This is a genomic window from Anabaena sp. CCY 0017 (genome assembly GCF_963920885.1).
Lineage (GTDB): Bacteria > Cyanobacteriota > Cyanobacteriia > Cyanobacteriales > Nostocaceae > Nodularia.
The window spans coordinates 25,584-47,176 of the sequence record NZ_CAWUDG010000029.1 but is presented as its reverse complement, the minus strand read 5'-3'; the positions used below and the strand labels follow the sequence as shown (position 1 = coordinate 47,176).

The following is a 21,593-nucleotide window of genomic DNA, read 5'->3' as shown; positions in this document are numbered from 1 at the left end:
GTTTTAAATATCGCCAAATAGCGACAGTGTAAAACTCGCCAAGAGGATAGAGGTAATATCAGGCTTTGAACCTGGGGCGAGTTTTGGCGAGATGAAATTTGATACCAATTCCACGTTTTAGTACTTTTGTTGACTACGGAATTCGCACTTATGCCATGTGGTATAAATAGCATACTGCACTAACGAGTGGAGTGCTTTGAAATTACTGGTAAGGTGTTTAGAGTTGAAGTTACAGTATTCGTATCGATTGATATGGAAGAGTATTTGAAGGTTAGTGAAGTCATCGACTGGCAGCATCCCAAAATTATGGAACGCGCCAAACAAATCTCACTGGGATGTCCAACCCCAATGGCGATCGCAAAAGCGTGTTTTGAGTGGGTGCGAGACGAAATCTGTCACAGTTTTGACTATCAAATGAATCCTTTGACTTGCCGAGCTTCAGATGTGCTTCAACACAAAACAGGTTATTGCTACGCTAAGAGTCATCTGCTGGCAGCACTTTTACGAGCAAACCAGATTCCCACAGGATTTTGTTATCAGAGGTTGAGTATTGATGATAAAGGTGCGCCGTACAGTTTGCACGGTTTCAATGCAATCCATTTGCCTGAAGTTGGTTGGTATAGGGTTGATGCAAGAGGCAACAAAGAAGGAGTCAACGCTCAGTTCACTCCACCTCAAGAGCAGTTAGCGTATAAAATTCAGTTTCCTGAAGAGGCAGATTTTCCAGCGATCTTTGCCGAACCGCTCCGAATTATCGTAGAAGCGTTGCAAGCACAGAGTACATGGGATGAGATGCTTCGCAACCTTCCAGACATTTCGTTGGATTCAGCAAAAAGTTATGGGTTGGTGTGATAAATATTGAGTACGTGCAAGGCAGCATTGGAAAACACAATATCGTAGGGGCGATCGCATTACACCTGTGTGCCAATTCGTGTAATTGGTATCATTTTTCATCTCGCCAAAACTCGCCACTGTTTCAAAGGCTGATACTACCTCTATCCTCTTGGCGAGTTTTACACTGTCGCTATTTGGCGATATTTAAAACAGCTGATTAATGTACTCATCCAAGTCACTGCGTTTTATCCGCCAACCTTTACCAATCACTTTGGCTTTTAGTTGAGAAGATGCAATGGCATCCTTGAGAAATTCTCTAGACAATCCAGTTAACGCCTGTGCCTCTGCCATCGACAACAGTAACTTATCTGCTACTGGTACTTTGGGCTGATTGTCATTCGTACTCAGCAGCCCTTCAATGATTGATGAGAGCTTATCAATTACACCAATCTCGCCAAATTCCGTCATCTCGCCAGAGGTTTTTACCAGTTTTGCTGTTTCTAGCTGTGGCTCTGTCGCTATTTGGCGAGATTCAAAGGCAGGTTTTACGGTTGGTTGGTTGAGTTCTTCCTTAAATGCTTCCAGTTCTGTTTGCTCAAAATGAGCAGTCGGGCGAGTCTTTCCTTTCTCATACTTAACGCTGATTCGCCCCTGCTGTACATAGCGCTCTAGCGCTCGGACACTGACACCAAGAAAATCTGCTGCTTCTTGTTTGTTCATGAGATTACCGCCAAGTATCGCCAAATTATATCATGCCATATGGCGAGTTTTGGCGAGATTAGAAGAGGTGGAAAATTGACTGTTCAAATTTACCAGAGGAATAAACGATCACTAACTCTCATCGGTAGGTTAATCTGCTAATCTTTGCTCAGTTCTTCCCATGTAGACAGTGGTATGGAAAAGTTGGTATGGCGTATAGCGCGATTGACCAAGCCCGGTTTGGGCGCAGGGCTGTTTCATTCCCTCAAAGGCTTAGAATATCAAGGGAGATTTAGAGCGATCGCTTTAAATATACTGAGCAAAATTTGAATTTTTTTGGATTGAAATGTAGGTTTTCCATAAGTTCTGTCCCAAAAATTATCCCTAATGATATTGACCGACAGATACCGCCAAATCTCGCCAGTGTTTCAACGGCTAACACTATCTCTATCCTCTTGGCGAGTTTTACACTGTCGCTATTTGGCGAGGTTCAAAGTGGCTCATTAAAGCCAATCGCCTCAGTTTATGAACATTATGTTGGGGTAAAGACACGTTTTGTCTTTACCCCAACATGGTTAAATCTCTAGTGTCACAGGTCGGGTAGGAGACGGACTAACAATTATCCGTCAGTTTCAAGAATAGAGGAAATGGAGTAAATCAAGCTATGGCATCATGAGTAATTTTCGGTAATTAAACACACCAGTACATTGGGGTATTTTTTGTGTGATTTCTGTGATAATTCTCAGACAAAATCAGAGAAATGTGTGATGAATTTGTGGGAATTAAAAGTAGTTCTCAGCAGTTCCGAGAAGAGTTTTTGTGATACTTTTATGGTGAATTTGTGAAAAAATTATGCTATTTCTGTGGCTACTTTGTGGCATTAGAAAAATTGTCTGACCTCGCACAGTACGCCAAAAAAGTTTGACAGAAAAAACAGTTAAAATTAAAATAAAAAAAAGCAAAAAAAACCTGTGTAAAGTAATATGAAAATTTGAATTATGCAACACTACAGAAAGTAACTTTTAGGCTTGTACAGACAGAAGCGCGTCAAATGATGGAGATGTACTTCTAGAAAAATAGTCATCACTGGAGTAGTCAGTGTTAACAGGCAAGAACTCAGAACCACAACAAGCAGTGCATTACTTCCTGGAAGGGTATTACCAAGAGGGCGAATCACGCTGGTCTGGTCTGGGTGCTAAAAAATTAGGACTATCAGGAGCAGTTGATAACCAAGAAACCTTCACAAACATCGTTAATGGACTATCACCAGATGGGAACCAGAAACTATGTGCCAGAAGATTGGATTCATCACTTCGCCGAGCCGCCACTGACTTCACTTTTTCAGCACCAAAAAGCGTCAGCCTACAAGCATTAGTAGGTGGAGACGAGCAATTAATTCAAGCACATATATTAGCAGTACAAAAAACCTTAGAACTAATAGAACAACGCTACAGCTACACCAGAGTTACAACAGAAATCGGCAGAGAAACCACCAGAACAGGAAACTTAGTAGTTGCCCAGTTTGACCATATTGAAACCAGAGAACTAGACCCACATTTGCACACTCATGCCCTAGTCATGAACATGACGCGGCTAGATAACGGGCAATGGTACAGTCTGCTCAACGACGAAATCTTCAAAAACAAAAAATTTCTCGGCATGGTGTACCAGAACTACCTAGCAGTAGAAATCCAAAAACTGGGGTACCAAGTAGAAGCCAGAAATCACGGACAATTTGAAATTAAAGGATGGAAGCCAGAAGACCTGAAAGAATTCTCCAAACGCAGACAGCAAATATTAGAAGCAGTAGGTGAAAATGCAACTCGGTCAGAGAGAGAACAAGCATGGACTGCCACCAGGAACCGCAAACAGAAAATTCACCCAGAAGAACTCAAAGCCAAGTGGAGAGAAGAAGCTAAAGCCCTGGGGATAAAATTTGTCCAACCAGGAAACCCACAGCCAGAACTACAGCCCAGACTAGTAAGCTATGACAACCTAGAAGATGCCATCGCCCATTGCTCTGAAAGAAATGTCGCCTTTACCCAAGAAGAATTAGAAAAATTCATCCTCAACCAAGGACTAGCCACAGAAGTAAAACAGATAGAACCATTAATTAAAGCCAATCCCGAATTACTCAGCCTATCCCCACAAACCCGTGACTATACAACCCTAGCAGCAGTCAACCGCGAACTGGCAACCATAAAACTCATGCAAGATGGGCAGTCCAAGGTTAGCCCACTGGCTCACCCAGAAGTAATTGTCAGCCATCTAGAGCAAACCACCTTAAATTTAGGACAACGCCGTGCAGTAGAAACCGCCGCCACCACAAAAGACCAATTCATTGCTTGGCAGGGGGTAGCCGGTGCTGGTAAAACTTTCGCCCTCAAGGAATTAAAGAAAATCGCCGCCGATACAGGGTACACCATCAAAGGCTTTGCCCCCAGTGCAATGGCAGCGAAAGTTCTAAGTCTTGAATTGGATATTCAAGCCGAAACAGTTGCTAGACTCCTAATTTCTGAACCACCCCAGGAGATTGACTCACAGCAAATTTGGATTGTAGATGAAGCAGGATTACTCAGTGCCAAAGATGCAATATCTCTGTTAGAACGAGCTACCCAGGAGCAAGCCAGGGTGCTGTTAGTAGGAGACACCAAACAACTATCAGCAGTAGAAGCAGGCAACCCCTTTAAATCACTGCAACAGGCAGGAATCAAAACTAGCTACTTAAACGAATCCTTAAGACAACGCGCCCCAGAGCTAAAACTAGCAGTAGATTTAATTGCTGAAGGTAGGATTCAAGAAGGATTTGAGCGCTTAGATGAAAACGGCAGTATTCATAGCGTTTCATCTGAACTAAAAATTGAGACAATTGCCCGTGACTATGTGACAGCCACACCAGAACAACGAGCGAGAACCCTGGTACTGGCGGGAACCAATTTTGAAAGACTGGCTATTACCCAAGCCATTCGAGAAAAGCTCAAAGTGGAAGGCAGTTTAGGGACTGGAATTAATATCACCCAACTCAAAGCCAAAGACCTGACAAGAGTACAAATGCGCTACACCCATAACTTTGAACTGGGGGATGTAGTCATGCCCACCCGTGATTACAAGCGCCGGGGATTAGAGAAGGGCAAACTGTACGAAGTGGTGGGTAAAGATAACGACCGCTTGACCTTGAAAGCCGACGATGGTCAACAATTTCAGGTAAATACAGGATTTGAGCAAGCAGTTTACCAAAGACAGAGGATTGAAATTGCTGTGGGCGATCGCTTACGATGGACAAAGAATAATCGGGACAAAGGGCATAAAAACGGGCAGGAATTTGTAGTTACCCAAATCAGAAAGCGCAGCGCTGTCATTCAATATCTAGATAGTGGTAAAACTGAATCGCTGAGTTTCTATCAAGGACATAATTTAGATTACGCGCTCGTCAGCACTACTTATAGCAGTCAGGGTAAAACAGCTGACAAAGTGCTGATTGCAGCTGACAACACCATTGGACAAGAGAGCTTTTATGTAGCAGTCAGCCGTGCCAGGCATGAATTAAAGCTGTACACGGAAGATAAGGATTATTTACTAGCTCAGGCGCAGTTGAGTAGAGCGAAGGAAAATGCCCTGGCGCTACTACGACAACAGGAATTGGCAAAGCAGCACCAGTCAAAGCTAGAGAAGGAACAGGTTGTAGCTGCAACGACTGTAGCTAAAAAGCCCAGTACGAAGCAAAAGAACTTTGAGGTCAGGGAGCAGGGAAGCGAAGGAGCAGAGGAGAAAACTGATTGTCAAACTTCCTTTCAGCGAGAGTCAGGAGCCGTCTTCACACCTACCCCTGTGCCTAATTCTTCACCGATGCACCTTGTTCAGCGAGAGTCAGAAGCCACCTGCATTCCTGCCCCTGTGCCTATTGTTGTTAAAACTCAACCCTCACAAGTACCTGAAAGGACTGTTCCTACTCCCAAACCAGTTATTAACAAACCAGTTCCCAAAACTCCACAGCCTACTGTTGTTAAAACTCAACCCCCACAAGTACCTGAAAGGATTGTTCCTACTCCCAAACCAGTTATTAACAAACCAGTTCCCAAAACTCCACAGCCAAAGGTAGCATTTTGGACTCCTGACAACTCTGTGTCAGCCCCGGAACGGCTTGACGAACAGCACTGGCAAGAATTAATCAGGGACAGCGCCATTCACCCGGAAATTGCCCACCGTAATTTCACCAGTTTGCATCAAACTAGGGAATGGGAGCATGAGGCTTGGGAATACCTCATGTACAGTCATAAATTGCCACGCACCAATACAGGCAGGCTATCATTAGGAATTATGAGTAAGTATGCTCATATTGAATCTGGTGGCTGGTGGTGTGATGCTGGTGTTAATCCTTTATCCTTTGCTGACCTTCAACCAGGGGATAAACCTGAGAGAAAATTGTGGGGATGCTATAAACCCAATGAACCACGAGAAAAAGCGGATAAACCCCGTGACGCATTGGGACAAAAAAATGGCGGCGGGCTTATTAACCCCACGACTATTTGTGATGCCAACACGACTAACCACGAAGCCCGCCGCCATTTTTCCAGTCATTCCCCCGCGAAGTTTATTAAATATGAGCATCCACCTAAAACTGAATTAAGTATCTTCCTGTTAGATGTGCCTGATGATATTGCCGAGCGTATTTATGAAAAAGCAGGGGTACGGCCTACTGAAAAAGAGCGCGCCAGTGGATTTTGGTATTGTGTATGGAAACATAACTTACCAGTGACTATCACTGAGGGAGCGAAGAAAGCTGCTAGTTTGTTAAGCCAAGGTCATGTAACAATTGGACTGCCAGGGATATATGCTGGTTATCGCAGTAAGGATGAGTTTGGCGAACGGGTGAAAGCGAGGTTGATGGATGAGTTAGCTGTTTTCGCCACGCCAGGACGAGAGATGACTTTCTGCTTTGACTATGAAACGCGACCGGAAACTCAACGAAATATAGATATTGCTATCTCGCGCACTGGTGGACTGCTGGAGGAACAGGGGGCTAAGGTGAATGTGGTGACATTACCAGGCCCAGATAAAGGTGTTGATGATTTAATAGTGGCTCAGGGGGCTTTGGCATACGAGCAGGTATATTATGAAGCATTAACCCTGAAGGAATGGCGGGATAACAACAATAAAAAACGACATTCGCCACCCGCACCACCTAAAAAGTTGAGTTCAGAAGAACGAAAGCAGTTGTTAGCAACTAGGTTTAATCGCCATCTGGAATTAGAACAAAAAATTCAAGATTTAATCCATCAACTGGATAATGATGAATTGATTGAACTTGTTGACTATGTTGATGATTATTTTCATCAGCAATCTTCATCTAGGACACAACAAGATTCTTTTCCAGATGAGGTTTTAAAGATGAAGATTACTCGTCAGTTATTAAAGTCAGAGGAAATAATTGCACGATTAGAGGATTATGAGCAATCCCAAAAGCAGGGGCGAGGGTTGAGGCGCTGATGTTTATCGACCCCGCCCGGAATGATTCAAGGATGGGTGCAGTAACCAACGCCTAAGCTTGTCCCGTTAAGAGAGCAATCCTAAAGCTTTGAAACTGCGCCGAGTAATTTCTATTCGAGCAGGCAGGTTTTCATTATTGCTAAGGGCATTCGCCGGTTTTGATGCATAATTATCTTCTCTACAAAACTGATTTACAAACCAGTGATAATACAGCAACAGTGTTTGTAGTTCCAAAAATTTATTCCTAACATGGTGCGTGATAGCAAAGCTATCACACTAAAATGAGTTAACACTACAAGTTTGAGTAAGCGCAACTATTCTTTCAAATCAGTTTTGGCTCAAAAACTTTCGCGCCATTTTGGCGTAGTGTGCGGTAGTTTTTTGGGGTGTCCAGAGGGGTTTCCCCTTTGGGATTTATTGGAAAACATTGGGGAAGATTTGGGATTTGTTGGGAATAATTGGGATGATTTGGGAAATATTGGGAGTTTTGAGTTTGATGAGAATTGAGTCAATAAACCTGCTGAATATTTTCTACTTTGGGACATTTTGGGAAAGATTGAAAAAGCGTTGGGAATTATTGGGAGAATTAGGGGAGACTTTGGTTACTGTGGGTAATTATTGGGAGAATTAGGGACATGAACTTTTTTCTACAAGTTTTCATTTGCAGAGGGTGTAATTTTAGCTAAAACCAGAGATGATTTGACGCTGAAACTCTTGAAAACTCGTGGATGAGTTTTTGTTAGTATAATTTTGCAATAAATATATTTTCCTAAATTCGTGTAATTAACTCATCGGCTCAATGGATTTCTGTTATGTGCTGCTTCCATTATGGTTTGCTCAATTCTGTTCAACCTAGTCTCTGGACGTTTTGCACTGTCAATCCAAAATAGAATGTTTTTTTTCAATGAATTACTAAATGCCTCAAAATTAAGATTGGCTGAAGGATTTGCTTCTAAGGCTTGCTTTAAATCTATCGGAATTGTCAACGCTTCAATGGCATCCAAGGAGTTCCATGAGCCATCTTGTTTAGCCACTTGAATTTTTTCTAGACCTACCTGAGTCATCAAGCCTTGTTCAATTAGCTCTTCAATATATTGCTTATTTAATTTGGACCATACACTTTTGGGTTTTCGAGGTGTGAAGATTTGCTGATAACGGTCTTCATCCAATGATTTAACTTTACTGTCAATCCAACCAAAGCATAAAGCTTCTTTGACTGCTTCGCTGTACTTAACGCTTGGTTTACCACTTTTAACTTTGTAGTAAATCAACCATATACCAGGCGAAGTAAGATGATTGGTTGACAACCACTTACGCCAACAGATGCGATCACTCGCATAAATAGTTTCCAATTGGTCATCAAATTTTGGCATTACCGAAGATTGTAAGGGGGAACGCTGTGTCTCTTAAGATTATTTCTTTTTTTAACCCTCTTCTGTCACTCTCCGAGTTTTCCTATTAATAAAAGGTTTTCAAGCGACGCAATATCAACTGATTGAGGTATTTATTGTCAAAATTTTGTGATTTTCTCATCTTGTGGAATTTCTATTAGGAAAGAACCGAGCGATTGCCTACGGCACTGGCCAAGCCAATCGCTTTCCAGGCAACAGTTACAGAGTTTAGAAACAGTTTACGGATAAAGGATTGAGCATTTTAGACTTCTAATTGTTCAAAACAACGATGAGGAAGCATCGTTGCTGCCTGTGGAGGATACTGGGTTGCCAGTTCTGTGAGACAGGAAACTTTAATCGCGAGGTTAGATGTTCCCGCTAATTGCAAGCAATGTAGCGGGAGAGCGTCACTACTTATCCACCTCCAAATATGCATTTCTCATAGCCGCCCATTGGTCAGAGCTAGTCGCTTCAATTTCAGCCTTTCGCTGCTGCACTTCGCGGTTATCTTGCTCTGTGCGTTCGCAACTTCTTGGCATCGCCAACTTTTTAGATAAAGCTTGGATGTTGACAAACTTTTGCTGTGTGGACTGTCGCCAGTCCTCGCGGCTGATACGGTCTAATTCCTGACAAATTGCCGCCGTCAGCCTCATGTCTATGTTTCCCTCTAGGTGTAGCCAGTTCACACCAGCGTTACAGCCTGGAGCCTGACAAATCGGCAAGCGATCGCGGTTGGAGTTGTAACCATGAATTACCATAGCTGCCAGTCTGGATCTGACAATTCCCGTGTCCTCGCAGCAGAAGCAGCGCCAGGACGGTTGCCAAATTTCTTTTTGATATCCAGGCTGGTCTTCATCGCGGATTGGTTCTGGGGGAAGTTCAGGTAATTTCATATTTCATCCCCCCAAATTAAATTGTGAGAATTAGCCCACTGATAAAATTCCTTGCGCTGCTTATCTAAACTGCCGTTTTCACAAATAAACGCCGCGAACCCAAGGGAGCGAATTTTATCTAGCCACTCCTGGCGGCGGGGGTCAGTTTCCCATTTTGAATTTTGCGCCGGGGAACTTTGGCCTTTGGACTTGTACCACTGTGCTGATAATTCCTGCCAGTTTGTTTCTATCCACCGCCGGGGGAGTTGGGGGGGATGGGGTAATTGTGCGGCCTTCTGTTCCCCAAATTTTAAAAATTCCTCTCTTTCCTGTTCTGAGAGAGAGTCTATGAAGTCTAAATAAGTCTTATTAATCTTAGAGTTGTGTGATTCCTGCTGTGCAAGGGTTTCAGACTGTGCTTGGTGTGTGGCGATCACCCCTGGTGTGTGATGATCCAGAGTGGTGTGTGGTGATCCAGGGTGGTGTGTGGCGATCGCCCCTGGTGTGTGATGATCCAGGGTGGTGTGGCCAGACACCGTACTGATGCACTCATTACACCAGTATCCTTTAGGGGTGATATTAACCTGTATTTCTATAAGCTCAATATCGATAAATCCTTTAGCATCAAGGGATTTAAGCGCACGGCTTATAGTCTGGCGATGCACCTTTTTATCATTTGTTGACAAATCCCTAGCAATTTGAGCAGCACTAATTTGGAAACTATTACTGTAAGGGTCAGTAGTACGAAGGTAATAAAGTACTTGAAGCTCTCTTGGTGTGAGTTCCTTACAAGCTTTTAGCCACTCATCACGTTGCAAGGGGTAAAATTTTCCAGATATTTGCTTCACAGCTATAACTCCTTTCTGGTTACAACTGCGACACGAAAACAGCCTAAAATTCCGCCTTTCGACGTTTGTGAAAGATTGTGAATTGTCATATTATCTTTGTAGGTTTGAGTCCCGACAATTAATTTGCCGGGGCTATTTCATGTGGATATAATCAAATCACCCCATTGGATAAATCTGATTTATCTAGTAGATATCTTATACTAGATTATTGTATTTAGTAGATACATTTTAGGAACAAAAGTTTATGCAAATTTACCAGCTATTTAAGCAGGCGATGGATAAATACGGCATCCAGGGGAAAGAATTAGCCGCTTTAGCTGGTATAAGTCAAAATCACTTATCCCAGTTTCGCTCTGGGAATAAATGGATTAGCCCAGAGGTATTTGCAGCTTTACTGGAAGCTATGGACGAGTTAGCCCCAGGCTCTCGCCTCTATTTCTGCCAGTTACTAGCTAACCAGCCACTACAGGCTGATAAAAAAACCAACATTGTAGAAATAATTGAAGCTGCTGATGAGGAAGAAGTGGAAGCAGCTTTACTGGCAATCGGTCGCAAGTGGAAAAGAATGATGCAAAATCAGCCGATTTCGGGCAGTCATAACCCAGGATTAGATAGTGCGCTCGCAGTATAAACCGTTAGTAATAAATAGAAAGAACAATTGCAGGAGCTTCCAGCAGATTCTAGGACAAAGGTTCTCGGTCTTTCAAAGTCAGGATTAGCTGTGGTTACAGGCTCGCTTGTCAGCCTTAATTCGGAGGTTGCCATTGTACAAAATACTTCAGAATTTGACCCCGAAACATTTTTCAAGGCACTAGCTGATTTTCAAAAGTCGAAAAGCAATCAACACCACACATAAAGCTATTAACGAGTTTTCAGTTCTGGGGGAAATGGGGCGTAGACGCAAGAGCGGCTTCATCACCCCTGTAATTACAAGAAAATTGAGAGACTGATCGTAATTTTGAAGGACAACCAGTCTTAGCTATGCTGAGTAAACCAGCTTGTAGAGAAGTGGCCAAGGAGGAATACAATCGAGAGTTTGACAAATACTTACCTGACGTTTTTCAACTCGACCATGCCCTTAGAATGAAATAGTTTTCGGTCACGCTGGTTGACATACTGAGATAGGGGAACCGTGAACAGAGGGCAAGTTTGTTGCCGCACTTGGGGGGTACTTTTTTTATCCCCATAAAAAATATCCGGATAGCAACATAGCTTGCTACCCACAAAAACTGGTTTCGCCTTCTCAAATTAAGCGCTGGACGAATCGGCAATGGATCTGAATTGGATCTGGATTGGATCGCAATTGGATCTGAATTGGCACATTTTTTATCAATAATTAGCGTTTATTGCGAATATAAATATTACATAAGCTACGTAGGCTAGAGAATTGGATCTAAATTGGATCGCAATTGGATCTGAGTTGGATCTAAGTTGGATCTGAGTTGGATCTGAGTTGGATCTGAATTGGATCTGAATTGGCACACTTTTGGCAAGTAAATTTCTGAGCAGAAAAGTAACGATTTGATCACCATTCGTGAAAAAAAATATCCAACTGGCTAAAAAGCGTTGTAGATTTCCTACGGGTAAGAGGTTTGGAAGTGAACCGCTATCTACCACCTCAATCCTATTCTCAGAAGCTGGGGCAATTACTATAAACGTCGAACAGTGAAACCCAAAAAGTCAAACCCAACGTTACGTTCATACATATTAAGTGTATGGGATATTCGGGTTTTACTTGGTTTCAATTCCAGCCCCAATTCGTTTAACCATTCTGTTATAATCTGCTGACATCTTTGGACAACGGCATCAATGATGTCAACAATTGAACTACCGAGGGTATAGAAGCAAGTATGGAAAAATTGGCAAGACGCAACACCCAGTCCCCAACAGGTGCATAATAGAGACTGTATTGTCAACCTCAATTCTCGATACCAATCAACAAACTATTATCAGAGTGCGTTCTCGCACAAACTCTTGCAAGTAAAAGCAATTATTTCATCAAGCCGACTTGTTTTCAGTTTTAGTTGGAGCTAACCTCAGCATCACCTTAGCCTGTTTACCAAAGCCCTGACTGAAAGCCGAGCGAATTTCTTTAGAATTATAAATTTCTTTGAGCTTCAATTTCTGGTGAGAACTATTCCCCACCTCCAGAGAAATATTCACAAATTTCAGTGTAGTTTCTACATGAAACAAACCAGCATTCTGGCTTAAAAACTCAGCAGTTCTCACCGAACAGTTAGCTAAAGAGCGTTGCCATTTATCCGCATATTTTTCCTGAAAATAGGGATTACCAAAAACTTGTGCGCGTGGGAGTGACTTCAGTTCTTGTCCAGTAAAAGAAACTTTATTGTCGTCCACCTTAGTCCCTGGCTTCTCTGTAGTCACACTCATCGGTGAATTACCTTGACTCTTTAACTGACGCTGCTCAATAAAAGCCAGAGCGAGTAACCGATTTTTATGCCTATCAAGTGCTTCAGTGTATAGCTCCCAAGCTTTTTTAGTAATCACCAGTTCCAGTGGTTCAACCATTTTAACTATCTCTCGCCAATCTCCCAAAGTAAAATCTGATATCCTTTCGATAAAAGTCATGAAGATAGCTTTGTACACCTTGGCAGGAGGAGCATTTTTTAACCTCTGCTCGTACAGCATATCGTACACCATTTCTAGTCTAGCCCCCGACACAGACAGGTCAATTTCTTTCAAATCCAGATTGAGGCTATGTCTGAGCCGAATGGGGTGACTTCTGAGCAGATTTTGGTCTGTAGTTTCTTTAGTAGTAAAATCAACCGTATTACCGCAGTGAGGGCAAATAGCTTCGTGATGTTGAATCAGTAAACCATCCTCACCGATTTCTCCACCCACAATTGCTAATTCATGAGAAAGAGGCTGAAAAACATGAGTGCAATGGGAGCATTGAATTAAACCCAAAGAACTTAAGACACTCAGGGTTTTTGCTTCTAAACTCCATTGACGCGGCTCATCTGGGAGTCCGTGCTTTTTCCAATTGTCAGTTACGTCAATAATCACCGCCGTTGGTTTAAAACTGTGAGTTCTCAAAACCCGTCCTGTCATCTGAAGCCATAAAGTTGAGCTTTCAGTCGGACGCACACAGTAAACGCACTCAATATTGGGACAATCATAACCCTCAGTTAAGATTTCGTAATTAGTAATGACTTGGGTAGCCCCGTTACGGAACCGTTCCAGGATTTGCACCCTTAATTCCGGTTTAGTTAAACCATCTAAATGTTCAGCTTTAATCCCATGACGGCAAAATTCCGCCGCCAGCGTGCGACTATGTTCTAGGCTACAGGCGAAAATGACTGTCCGTAAATTTTTGGCATATTTTAAGTAGTTTTGAAAGATTTCATCAACTCCGATTTGGCTAGTGACAGCAACAGCTAATTCCTTAGCTCTAAAATCCCCGCGAGACTTTTGTACCCCAATAGTAGAAATAGTCTGGTTGGTGGTAAATAAGCGAAAATTGCTTAAATAACCCTGTTGGATTAAAGCGGCTGTCGGAATTCCCACCACTAAATCGTCAAATAATTCTTGAAAACCTTGACCATCAATTCTTTGGGGAGTAGCAGTTACACCCAATATCTGTGCATTTTGATAATGTTCAATTAGCCGTCTATATGATGAAGCGCTGGCATGGTGTGCCTCGTCAAAAAGTAAAAGCCCGATATTTAATGGTAGTTCAGATAGCTCGCGTCTGGCTAAGGTTTGAATACTGGCAATTTGAATTCTTCGTTCTGGATGATGAGGATATCCTCCTTTGATGATGCCTACGGATTCGCCCACAATCTGTTCTAATTTTTCCGCAGCTTGAGTAATGAGTTCTATGCGGTGAGCAATAACTAAAACCTGTTGTTGCTGTTGAAAAAATTTGTGACAGATATGAGCAAAGCAGACAGTCTTACCAGCGCCAGTGGGTAACTGAGCAAGTACCCTTCTATTTCCTTTCTTCCAAGAATTCCAAATACCCTTGATCCATTGGCGCTGATAATCTCTAAGTTGATATGTAAAGACTACTTCGGGCATAAGATTAGAAAAATAGGTAGATGTTAAACTTGCACAATGATAAATAGATTATATAATAAGTTGGACAATATGTTGATGGTATTTTGAAAAAATATAGGGATGTTTACATATCATATTTACGCCAAATAATTCCCCAAAACCAATCCTATAAATAGGTGACAATTACCGAAGGAAGTGAGAAGGAATTGTCAACAGTTATCTAAAATAATTTCGCTCATTAAGTATGTGAGTTATAAATAGGCATTGACAAAAAATGCGATTTTGTGTGGTCAAAACAATTCAAAAAAGGTCATGGCTGACGCAATTTTATTTTCGAGCTAATTGATTTATGGGTTGTTAATACTAGAATTACTGTCCGACAAATTATTCTTATCGGGAAAGGCAGAGGGCAGAAGGCATTCGGGAATTCTGATTCCTGTCCTCTGCCCGTGACCGGAGGGAACAAGGGTTTAAGACCCCCACTGAACAAGAGTTCAGTGGCTCCAAGTCAGGAGGGATTTGAATCTCCTTCTGACTAGATCCTTCTGCCCTCTGCCTTCTTCAAATCGCCCTTAATGGCAATTTGGCAACCAAAATGTGTCTGTGGCAGTTTAAATGGAGATATCAGCAGGGCTACTGAGACAATCAGCTTCGTTGTCTGAGGGATGGATTACCTCTAGTCTCAGAAATCCCACACAATGCCAAACAGCAATTAAGTTTTACGAGCAGCTATTTTGTGATGGCAAAATTACAGGCTTCTGGCAATTAGAAGTATAACCTGGTAAAATTTTAACCCCTGGCTGAGTTAACCTTAGCGTTAAAGAAAGTCGGGCTTTACCGCTATTATTCCGTACGGAACGATGCAATAGTTTATCAGTAAATATTACAAATTCACCAGGATGCAACACCACAGGAATAGCTTTTTTTTCAACTTCATCAGTGATTTCAAAAAAGTGATTACCACTAAAAGGGTCGGTTCCTTTTATTTGGCAATTTTCTAAGTAAATATTAGGTATATATTCAAATCCGTTATTTTCATTAACTTCTGTCAAAGCTATATAGACATTAATAGTTTTACCATCTCCTTTCAGGAGTTTAGAATAAGAATCTCGATGCCAAAAAGGAATTAATTGCTGGGCGGGGTAATTTACCCATAATTCTGACCGCCATAACACTAAATTATCCCCTAAAAAAGCATTCAGCCTTTCTAATAAATTTTTATCTTGACATAATTGCCAAATTACAGGTGAATCTAAATGTCTTTCCATGTAAAAACGTTTAGTAAAAACTTGGATTAATATAATTAACAACGAGCCAATATCAAATTTAATAAATGACTTAATTACCTGTTTTAATAATATCTTGGTTGGTAATTTTAAAAGAATATCATCAAAAATATATTGGGTAATATCAGCTATTTCATTGCTACTCAAAGCCAGAGAGTTTGGCCCCCAAATTTCATCAGTACCATCATAATTTATTTTCTCGGTATTCTGCTGCTGGTTGCAACCAGCCCATAATAAACTACGTTGCCATAGTTGCTTTGATAATTCTTGATTTTGGGCTATTTCAGGTAATAGAATTTCTTGAGCGTGACTATCTAAAAATTTTCCACTAATATTTTGATAATCTGGGGAAGTAGCACAAACCAGGGTACTATATGCTCCGGCTTCCGAGGAAATACCTAACCCCAAGTATTTACTGAAACGATGCCATATAGTAATATTTGATTGCACAAAGCCTGGATGTATTGCGTTAACAGTGACTTGAAAATTATTTAATTGCTGAGAAAGCTCTCTTGTTAAAAGCAATAAAGATAGTTTAGAAACGGCATATAATTTTAGGAAATTTAATGGTGTTTGTTTAACTAATAAATTCCATTCAATACTACTTGGAGATAATGCCAAATCTGACGCTAACATAATAATGCGGCTAGGGGCAGAGTTCTGCAATTTTTCTAGTAATAAATAAGTGAGCAAAAAATGACCTAAATAGTTCGTTCCCCAAATCAGTTCAAAACCTTCTTTGGTTGTGCCTCTGCTGTTGAATATACCTGCATTATTTATTAATATATGTAATGGTAAATTGTAGTCATTAAATAGTTTTACACACCTACGGACTGAATCTAAAGAAGCTAAATCAAGAGGTAAAAATGTCACATTTTGGTTTCCGGTAGTTTGACGAATGTAGTTTATAGCTTTTGCGGCTTTATTTGCCGAACGACAGGCAATAAATACATGATTGCCTAATTTGGCTAAACCTATAGCTGTCATTAAACCTACACCAGAGTTACCACCTGTAACTAGACATACTTGCATAATTTCCGCTCTCTCAATATTTATTTTTAACCAATTGCTCTTAAGTAGAACCCATATCTTAACGAATAAAGCTTGTTGTTGAGTATTACGCCGTAACGCTAATGATCACACAGAGGTATGACAATTATTTATCTATATGTGCCAGTTGCCTGCACATAGAGTTATATTCTAACGACGTGTAAACTGAGACATGATGTGAAAATCCCCCAACCGATTGGGTTAATTCGGAATAATTGGAAACTTTGCTAAATGCTAAAAACAATATGTCTGGTCTTGGGTGTAATTGTTGTTGTTGCCTACAAACCGGCAATGGATGCTATTTCTCCCGTTGCTCAAAAGCGAGCTTATATTTCGTTGGAAAAAAACTCTTCGCTATATAAAGGGGCAAATATTGTCAAATTGCTGCATCCTGATATTAATGGTGGCAATTTACAGCCTTACGCACTCATAATCAAGCCTAGCCTTGCACAATTACAATTCAATAGCGGTAAAATGCTGAGGCAGGCGGAAAAGTATAATAGAAAAATTTGCGATGTAACTTACCGTGGCGTGCATATTTTTAATTACCTGAATCCGCGACTTTTGAAACTAGAAAACTGTCAGGAACAACCACAACCCCAACCGATTGAGTAAATTCGGGGTTCAACCGGGGTACGCGCAAAATAGGACACGTTGTAAATAAGTCTCCCAATTTTTTTATTGAACGGTTGAGTTAGACAATAGATAAAATTCTATGCCCAGTGCAGATATGAGATAAATTTATCTATATGTGCCAGTTGGCTATTTTTTTGTCAACTTTTAGCGACCCTTAACAGTTGACAATAATAGATGGTGAATAAAAAATCCAATCGACAAGAATAAAGTTGTAAAATCTCCATCTCGGAAGATGGAGATTTTAAATTAGAACTCTTAAATGGTTTATATGAGTTCTCTAAGTAGGGTTGAGAACAGATATAGTTACGGTTTTTGCCCGTTATATCCACCTAAAACCCATTCGTTGTTATCTAGTACACCCCAATTCCATCCGTGTGGTAAATCGTCTGGCATATTTTTACCTGCACGCCGCAAGTCGCTTGATGAGCCTTTTCTATCTCCGTATATAAACCCATTGCCATCTTCGCTCAACCAATTCCAAGTAGACCCGATAGCCGCTGGGATAGCTGAACCACCCACTTGTACGGCCGTCTCCAGAGCTTTTTGCTGCCATGAAGCACCTTGCAATGATTCTTGCTCAGATAAAGTGAGATCAACAAATAAGTTAGATTCTGTTTTTCCCATTTTTTATTAACCTCAAACTTTTAATGAAAACCGATTGCAAACCAAGAAAATAATTATTATTTTCTTGGTTTGCAAAAGACTTAATTAAAGTATTAATAAAAGAAAATTAAAGTTTTTACCCTCTATGGATCAATTCTATGGATCAATATTACTTAATCAAAAATACTTACATACATAGTTGCAAAAGTTTAAACTTTAAATTAGTTTGAGTAAATGAGTTTTATTACAAAGAAAAAAAATGCTTCGGTTATACCATTTAGCCGAATGGCACGAAGATAATCGGAAATCTCGTCAGGGTAGGGTGTTTGGGATAGGGTATTGGGTGTAGTGTTTAAGAAAATTGAATTTTAGTACGTTCTAGGGTTCAACATCTTCTTCATTCCCCACACCCCAAAGCCTTGTAAATAATAGATTTGCCGTTTTTTTAGTGCCATTCCCATTTAGCCCCATAACCGGGGTTAAATGAGCATTAGAATAGGCATCTTCTAGCAGTCTGTATAATGATGTAGTCATTTACTGATGGTTTAAATACTTAAGCTTAGTCAGACACCAGTAGTTTTTTCATGTTTCAATATGTGGTTCTACATATTTTTGTACTGCCATAGATTACAGTTGCTATGCACTCTGCCCTAATAAAGGTTTGTGGGGATTAAATAGCCATGATAGTTACTGTGGAATTTACTGTAAATCATCTTGAAGATGTATTTATTTTACTCAATAGTAATCATGAAAAATTTATCATTTTAAACCTTGTTATTGTGTTTAAATGCGTTTATGATTGCAGTTGATACATCATTTGCTACATCAAAATAATGGGTTAGGCAGATGTCCAGTAAACAACAGCCGGAGATTGGTCAAATCATCCGCGAACTTCGCCTGTTAACTAATTTGACACAGGAACAGTTTGCAGCACATTTAGGTGTGACATATCCTACGGTCAACCGATGGGAAAATGGCCGATCTAATCCGTCACCGATTGCCATGAAGCTAATTGAGCAGAAGCTTAAGGAGATGGGAGAACAAGGACAAGATTTAAAGCACAAGTATTTTGGTCAGTAAAAATCAGGGGCTTGAGGAAAAATTAGAATGCCAGAGCGTTTATTACAACTGGATGATTTATTAAACATCCGCAGTCCAGAAAAAATAGCTACCCTCTTCCAAAAACTGGGATATGACGCTGCTGCTCAACCCTTGAATATAGAAGACCTACATCTACCTGCCCGTAGCACAGATGCTATTTATGACTCATACCTGATTGCAGACCAGGGCAACGGCGGACTGCAAATTTTACTGTTTCAGTTGCATCCAGATGAGTGGACTTCTGTAAATGCCGTTAGTAGTCGCATGAGAGCGATCGCTAATGTTATCTGTCAACGTGCAACTGAGTTTCTACTGCTGGCAACCAAGGATTTTAACCAGTTGATGTTGGTGAATCCTCGTAAGAATTATGACGCGCAACTGAATTTAAAAACCAGTATCCGTAAGTTATTAATTGACAGTACCAATCCCACAAATTATGACCGTGACCGATTGGAAGCGATCGCCGTCAGGGCGAAATCACCACAGGAATTATATAAAACCCACTGTGAAGCATTTGATGTTGATAAGTTAACGAAGTCATTTTATAGAAGCTACGAGCAGATATTTAAAAATGTGCAACAAGCGGTGAAGTTGCACAATGATGATTTGTACTTTGCTGATGCTGACAGGCTACATCAGTTTTCGCAAAGACTTCTCGGACGCATCATGTTTTTATATTTCCTTCAGAAGAAGGGATTTTTAGCGGGGGATTACCGTTTTCTGACTACTCGCTACAGGTCATTGAAAACCGAACCTGATGAAACAGATTATTATGCCCAGGTTTTAGAACCGTTATTTTTTGAAACACTTAATCAAAACCGTGATGGTTTAGTTCATCGTTGGGGTGAGGGACAAATACCCTATCTCAATGGGGGTTTGTTTGATAGAGACTATGGCGAGGGCATCAAGGATGCTGCTGGTAGAGAAACACCTGTAACAATCACTTTACCTAATTCTCTATTTGACCCCGGTGAACCAGAGGCCATAGAAATTGCCAAGTTACGGATGTGGTTGTCCCTGGTGGTGGATATCCCAGATATTGAGGATGTAGAACCACTGCCAAACCTTGACTATAAGTTAATGTGCGGTGATTCTCTCATTTCTACTATTCATGGTGAAAGGTTAATACCTGACCCCACCAAAGAACAGCAGTTGATGTTGGCAGTTACACCAATTCAAACGGCAATTCAACCACTGCTAGAACTGCAACGCCGCTATTTTGATGCCCAAACTGAAGAAAGACACGAGTTGCGATCGCAGATTTTAGCAGCAGAAGCCAATGTGTTTAAAACTGCTGTAAATGACCGTCGCCAATTTTGGGAAGGTAAACAGCAGGATTTAGAACGCAAGATTAAGGCATTTAAGGGTAAGGTTTCTAAAACTCAGGAGAAGGAACGAACTGAGATTGGTAGCAAGTTAATGGAGTTGGATCGCTTTGCATCTGATGTGGAAAGTGGGGAGAGATCGCTTAATTTCTTCCAATACCATCTGCATTTTAATGATGTGTTCAAGGACAAGGGCGGGTTTGATGTGGTGATTGGTAATCCGCCTTATGTCCGACAGGAGGCTATCAAAGAACTGAAGCCAGCCCTACAAAAAGAATATGACTGTTACACCGGGGTAGCTGACCTCTTTGTTTACTTCTATGAGCAGGGGTTTAACTTACTCAAGTCTGGTGGGCATTTATCCTACATTACCTCTAATAAATACTTCCGTGCTGGCTATGGTGAGAAGCTGCGTAAATTCTTAGGGGAAAAGTCAAAAGTAGAGGTACTGATTGATTTTGGTGATTCTCCAGTGTTTGAAGCGATCGCCTACCCTAGCATTATTTTGGTGAGTAAGAGTAAACCAGATAATCATCAAGCCCGTGTGTTGAATTGGGAAGCTGGGAAAACTGTTGAAGAGTTTAATTCGGTGTACAAAAGCCACAGTTTTTATTTGCCTCAGAAGGAATTAGGGGCTGATGGTTGGCGGTTGGAATCTCCGGCTGTGTTGCGGTTGTTGGATAAGTTGAGAAGTGCGGGTACTCCGTTGGGTGAGTATGTGAATGAGGGAATATACTATGGAATTAAATCAGGATTAAATGAAGCTTTTGAAATTGATGAAGAAACTAAAAAAACACTTATAAGTAACGATTATAGCTCTAAAGATATAATTAGACCGTGGCTTAGAGGTAGAAATATAAAACGTTGGAATATTAATTATCCTAATACGTATTTGATTTATACCTATCATAAAATTGAAATTAATCACTATCCTGCAATCTTAGATTATTTATCTCAGTATAAAGACCAACTACAAAAAAGAGCTACTATTAACTCCCACGCTTGGTATGAAATTCAACAGCCTCAATACATTTATGCTAGAAGTTTTGACAAACCTAAAATAGTTTTTCCTGATATTGCTCTAGAATCCAGCTTTGCATTAGATGTTAAAAACACTTATCCTGATACAACAAGTTTTATTTTACCAACCGATGATAAATTTTTACTTGGAGTAATTAATTCAAATATTGCACTACATTTTTATCAGAAAATTAGTTCGCAAGTAAGAGGTGGTTATCTTAGATATAAAACACAGTACGTCAAACAAATCCCCATCCCCACTGCTCCCGAAGCAGACCGCCAAGCCATAGAAGCCGTAGTCCAAAAATGCCTTGATGCCAAAGGTCAGGGTGTGGAGGAATGGGAGGCGGAGATAGATGATAGGGTAGCTCATTTGTATGGGCTGACTGCTGAAGAGATGAAGATTATTAGAGGGGAATAA

General features: G+C 40.9%; 16 protein-coding genes. 8 read left to right on the top strand and 8 right to left on the bottom strand.

Features of this window, described 5'->3' with window-relative positions:
* The first annotated feature begins 252 nt into the window (after nucleotides 1–252).
* Nucleotides 253–852 carry a transglutaminase-like domain-containing protein gene (locus ACM0OW_RS22495; protein ID WP_414552525.1) on the top strand — a complete coding sequence of 200 codons (600 nt, stop codon included), beginning with the start codon at nucleotides 253–255 and terminating at the stop codon, nucleotides 850–852.
* Nucleotides 853–1,038: 186 nt separating this feature from the next.
* Here ACM0OW_RS22495 and ACM0OW_RS22490 read toward each other — a convergent pair whose 3' ends face one another.
* Complete coding sequence (locus tag ACM0OW_RS22490; protein WP_414552523.1) at nucleotides 1,039–1,554, bottom strand: helix-turn-helix domain-containing protein; 516 nt, start codon at nucleotides 1,552–1,554, stop codon at nucleotides 1,039–1,041.
* 174 nt (nucleotides 1,555–1,728) lie between these two features.
* On the opposite strand from ACM0OW_RS22490, the gene ACM0OW_RS22485 reads away from it, so the two are divergent.
* The 3 genes from ACM0OW_RS22485 (at nucleotide 1,729) to ACM0OW_RS22475 (ending at nucleotide 7,651) form a co-directional block, all read left to right on the top strand.
* A complete protein-coding gene (locus tag ACM0OW_RS22485; RefSeq protein WP_414552522.1) occupies nucleotides 1,729–1,863 on the top strand; it encodes a hypothetical protein in 135 nt (44 codons plus the stop codon).
* A gap of 768 nt (nucleotides 1,864–2,631) precedes the next feature.
* On the top strand, nucleotides 2,632–7,020 hold the full coding sequence (gene mobF, locus ACM0OW_RS22480; protein ID WP_414552520.1) for a MobF family relaxase: 4,389 nt from the start codon (nucleotides 2,632–2,634) through the stop codon (nucleotides 7,018–7,020).
* A 463-nt stretch (nucleotides 7,021–7,483) separates the two neighbouring features.
* Nucleotides 7,484–7,651 carry a hypothetical protein gene (locus ACM0OW_RS22475; protein ID WP_414552518.1) on the top strand — a complete coding sequence of 56 codons (168 nt, stop codon included), beginning with the start codon at nucleotides 7,484–7,486 and terminating at the stop codon, nucleotides 7,649–7,651.
* 157 nt (nucleotides 7,652–7,808) lie between these two features.
* Here ACM0OW_RS22475 and ACM0OW_RS22470 read toward each other — a convergent pair whose 3' ends face one another.
* The 3 genes from ACM0OW_RS22470 to ACM0OW_RS22460 all read right to left on the bottom strand — a co-directional run bounded on the left by ACM0OW_RS22470 (nucleotide 7,809) and on the right by ACM0OW_RS22460 (nucleotide 10,131).
* Nucleotides 7,809–8,393 (bottom strand): YdeI/OmpD-associated family protein, encoded by a 585-nt coding sequence (locus ACM0OW_RS22470; RefSeq protein WP_414552516.1) that lies wholly within the window; start codon nucleotides 8,391–8,393, stop codon nucleotides 7,809–7,811.
* Between the two features lie 428 nt (nucleotides 8,394–8,821).
* Complete coding sequence (locus tag ACM0OW_RS22465) at nucleotides 8,822–9,304, bottom strand: hypothetical protein (protein ID WP_414552514.1); 483 nt, start codon at nucleotides 9,302–9,304, stop codon at nucleotides 8,822–8,824.
* Complete coding sequence (locus ACM0OW_RS22460; RefSeq protein ID WP_414552512.1) at nucleotides 9,301–10,131, bottom strand: MarR family transcriptional regulator; 831 nt, start codon at nucleotides 10,129–10,131, stop codon at nucleotides 9,301–9,303. Before ACM0OW_RS22460 ends, ACM0OW_RS22465 begins: the two co-directional genes overlap by 4 nt.
* A 244-nt stretch (nucleotides 10,132–10,375) precedes the next feature.
* Between ACM0OW_RS22460 and ACM0OW_RS22455 the strand changes: the two genes are divergently transcribed.
* Complete coding sequence (locus ACM0OW_RS22455; protein WP_414552511.1) at nucleotides 10,376–10,762, top strand: helix-turn-helix domain-containing protein; 387 nt, start codon at nucleotides 10,376–10,378, stop codon at nucleotides 10,760–10,762.
* Between the two features lie 1,367 nt (nucleotides 10,763–12,129).
* Here the strand turns inward: ACM0OW_RS22455 and ACM0OW_RS22450 are convergent.
* Both ACM0OW_RS22450 and ACM0OW_RS22445 read right to left on the bottom strand, forming a co-directional pair.
* Entirely contained in the window at nucleotides 12,130–14,172 is a 2,043-nt protein-coding gene (locus tag ACM0OW_RS22450) for a DEAD/DEAH box helicase (protein WP_414552510.1), read from the bottom strand.
* A 698-nt stretch (nucleotides 14,173–14,870) separates the two neighbouring features.
* Nucleotides 14,871–16,469 (bottom strand): SDR family NAD(P)-dependent oxidoreductase, encoded by a 1,599-nt coding sequence (locus tag ACM0OW_RS22445; RefSeq protein WP_414552509.1) that lies wholly within the window; start codon nucleotides 16,467–16,469, stop codon nucleotides 14,871–14,873.
* 249 nt (nucleotides 16,470–16,718) lie between these two features.
* Between ACM0OW_RS22445 and ACM0OW_RS22440 the strand changes: the two genes are divergently transcribed.
* Nucleotides 16,719–17,102, top strand: a complete 384-nt coding sequence (locus tag ACM0OW_RS22440; RefSeq protein WP_414552508.1) for a hypothetical protein — start codon at nucleotides 16,719–16,721, stop codon at nucleotides 17,100–17,102.
* Between the two features lie 324 nt (nucleotides 17,103–17,426).
* On the opposite strand, the gene ACM0OW_RS22435 is transcribed toward ACM0OW_RS22440, so the two are convergent.
* Nucleotides 17,427–17,747 (bottom strand): hypothetical protein, encoded by a 321-nt coding sequence (locus tag ACM0OW_RS22435; protein ID WP_414552507.1) that lies wholly within the window; start codon nucleotides 17,745–17,747, stop codon nucleotides 17,427–17,429.
* Nucleotides 17,748–18,104: 357 nt separating this feature from the next.
* Nucleotides 18,105–18,260: a hypothetical protein gene (locus ACM0OW_RS22430; protein ID WP_414552505.1), complete on the bottom strand. Its 156-nt coding sequence runs from the start codon at nucleotides 18,258–18,260 to the stop codon at nucleotides 18,105–18,107.
* Between the two features lie 312 nt (nucleotides 18,261–18,572).
* On the opposite strand from ACM0OW_RS22430, the gene ACM0OW_RS22425 reads away from it, so the two are divergent.
* A complete protein-coding gene (locus ACM0OW_RS22425) occupies nucleotides 18,573–18,806 on the top strand; it encodes a helix-turn-helix domain-containing protein (protein WP_414552504.1) in 234 nt (77 codons plus the stop codon).
* 27 nt (nucleotides 18,807–18,833) lie between these two features.
* On the top strand, nucleotides 18,834–21,593 hold the full coding sequence (locus ACM0OW_RS22420) for an Eco57I restriction-modification methylase domain-containing protein (RefSeq protein WP_414552503.1): 2,760 nt from the start codon (nucleotides 18,834–18,836) through the stop codon (nucleotides 21,591–21,593).

Bases quoted from the DNA above. Each gene is read 5' to 3' on its own strand.
- ACM0OW_RS22495 (WP_414552525.1), top strand. From the start codon at position 253: ATGGAAGAGTATTTGAAGGTTAGTGAAGTCATCGACTGGCAGCATCCC.
- ACM0OW_RS22490 (WP_414552523.1), bottom strand. From the start codon at position 1,554: ATGAACAAACAAGAAGCAGCAGATTTTCTTGGTGTCAGTGTCCGAGCG.
- ACM0OW_RS22485 (WP_414552522.1), top strand. From the start codon at position 1,729: ATGGAAAAGTTGGTATGGCGTATAGCGCGATTGACCAAGCCCGGTTTG.
- ACM0OW_RS22475 (WP_414552518.1), top strand. From the start codon at position 7,484: ATGATTTGGGAAATATTGGGAGTTTTGAGTTTGATGAGAATTGAGTCA.
- ACM0OW_RS22470 (WP_414552516.1), bottom strand. From the start codon at position 8,393: ATGCCAAAATTTGATGACCAATTGGAAACTATTTATGCGAGTGATCGC.
- ACM0OW_RS22465 (WP_414552514.1), bottom strand. From the start codon at position 9,304: ATGAAATTACCTGAACTTCCCCCAGAACCAATCCGCGATGAAGACCAG.
- ACM0OW_RS22455 (WP_414552511.1), top strand. From the start codon at position 10,376: ATGCAAATTTACCAGCTATTTAAGCAGGCGATGGATAAATACGGCATC.
- ACM0OW_RS22450 (WP_414552510.1), bottom strand. From the start codon at position 14,172: ATGCCCGAAGTAGTCTTTACATATCAACTTAGAGATTATCAGCGCCAA.
- ACM0OW_RS22445 (WP_414552509.1), bottom strand. From the start codon at position 16,469: ATGCAAGTATGTCTAGTTACAGGTGGTAACTCTGGTGTAGGTTTAATG.
- ACM0OW_RS22440 (WP_414552508.1), top strand. From the start codon at position 16,719: ATGCTAAAAACAATATGTCTGGTCTTGGGTGTAATTGTTGTTGTTGCC.
- ACM0OW_RS22435 (WP_414552507.1), bottom strand. From the start codon at position 17,747: ATGGGAAAAACAGAATCTAACTTATTTGTTGATCTCACTTTATCTGAG.
- ACM0OW_RS22430 (WP_414552505.1), bottom strand. From the start codon at position 18,260: ATGACTACATCATTATACAGACTGCTAGAAGATGCCTATTCTAATGCT.
- ACM0OW_RS22425 (WP_414552504.1), top strand. From the start codon at position 18,573: ATGTCCAGTAAACAACAGCCGGAGATTGGTCAAATCATCCGCGAACTT.
- ACM0OW_RS22420 (WP_414552503.1), top strand. From the start codon at position 18,834: ATGCCAGAGCGTTTATTACAACTGGATGATTTATTAAACATCCGCAGT.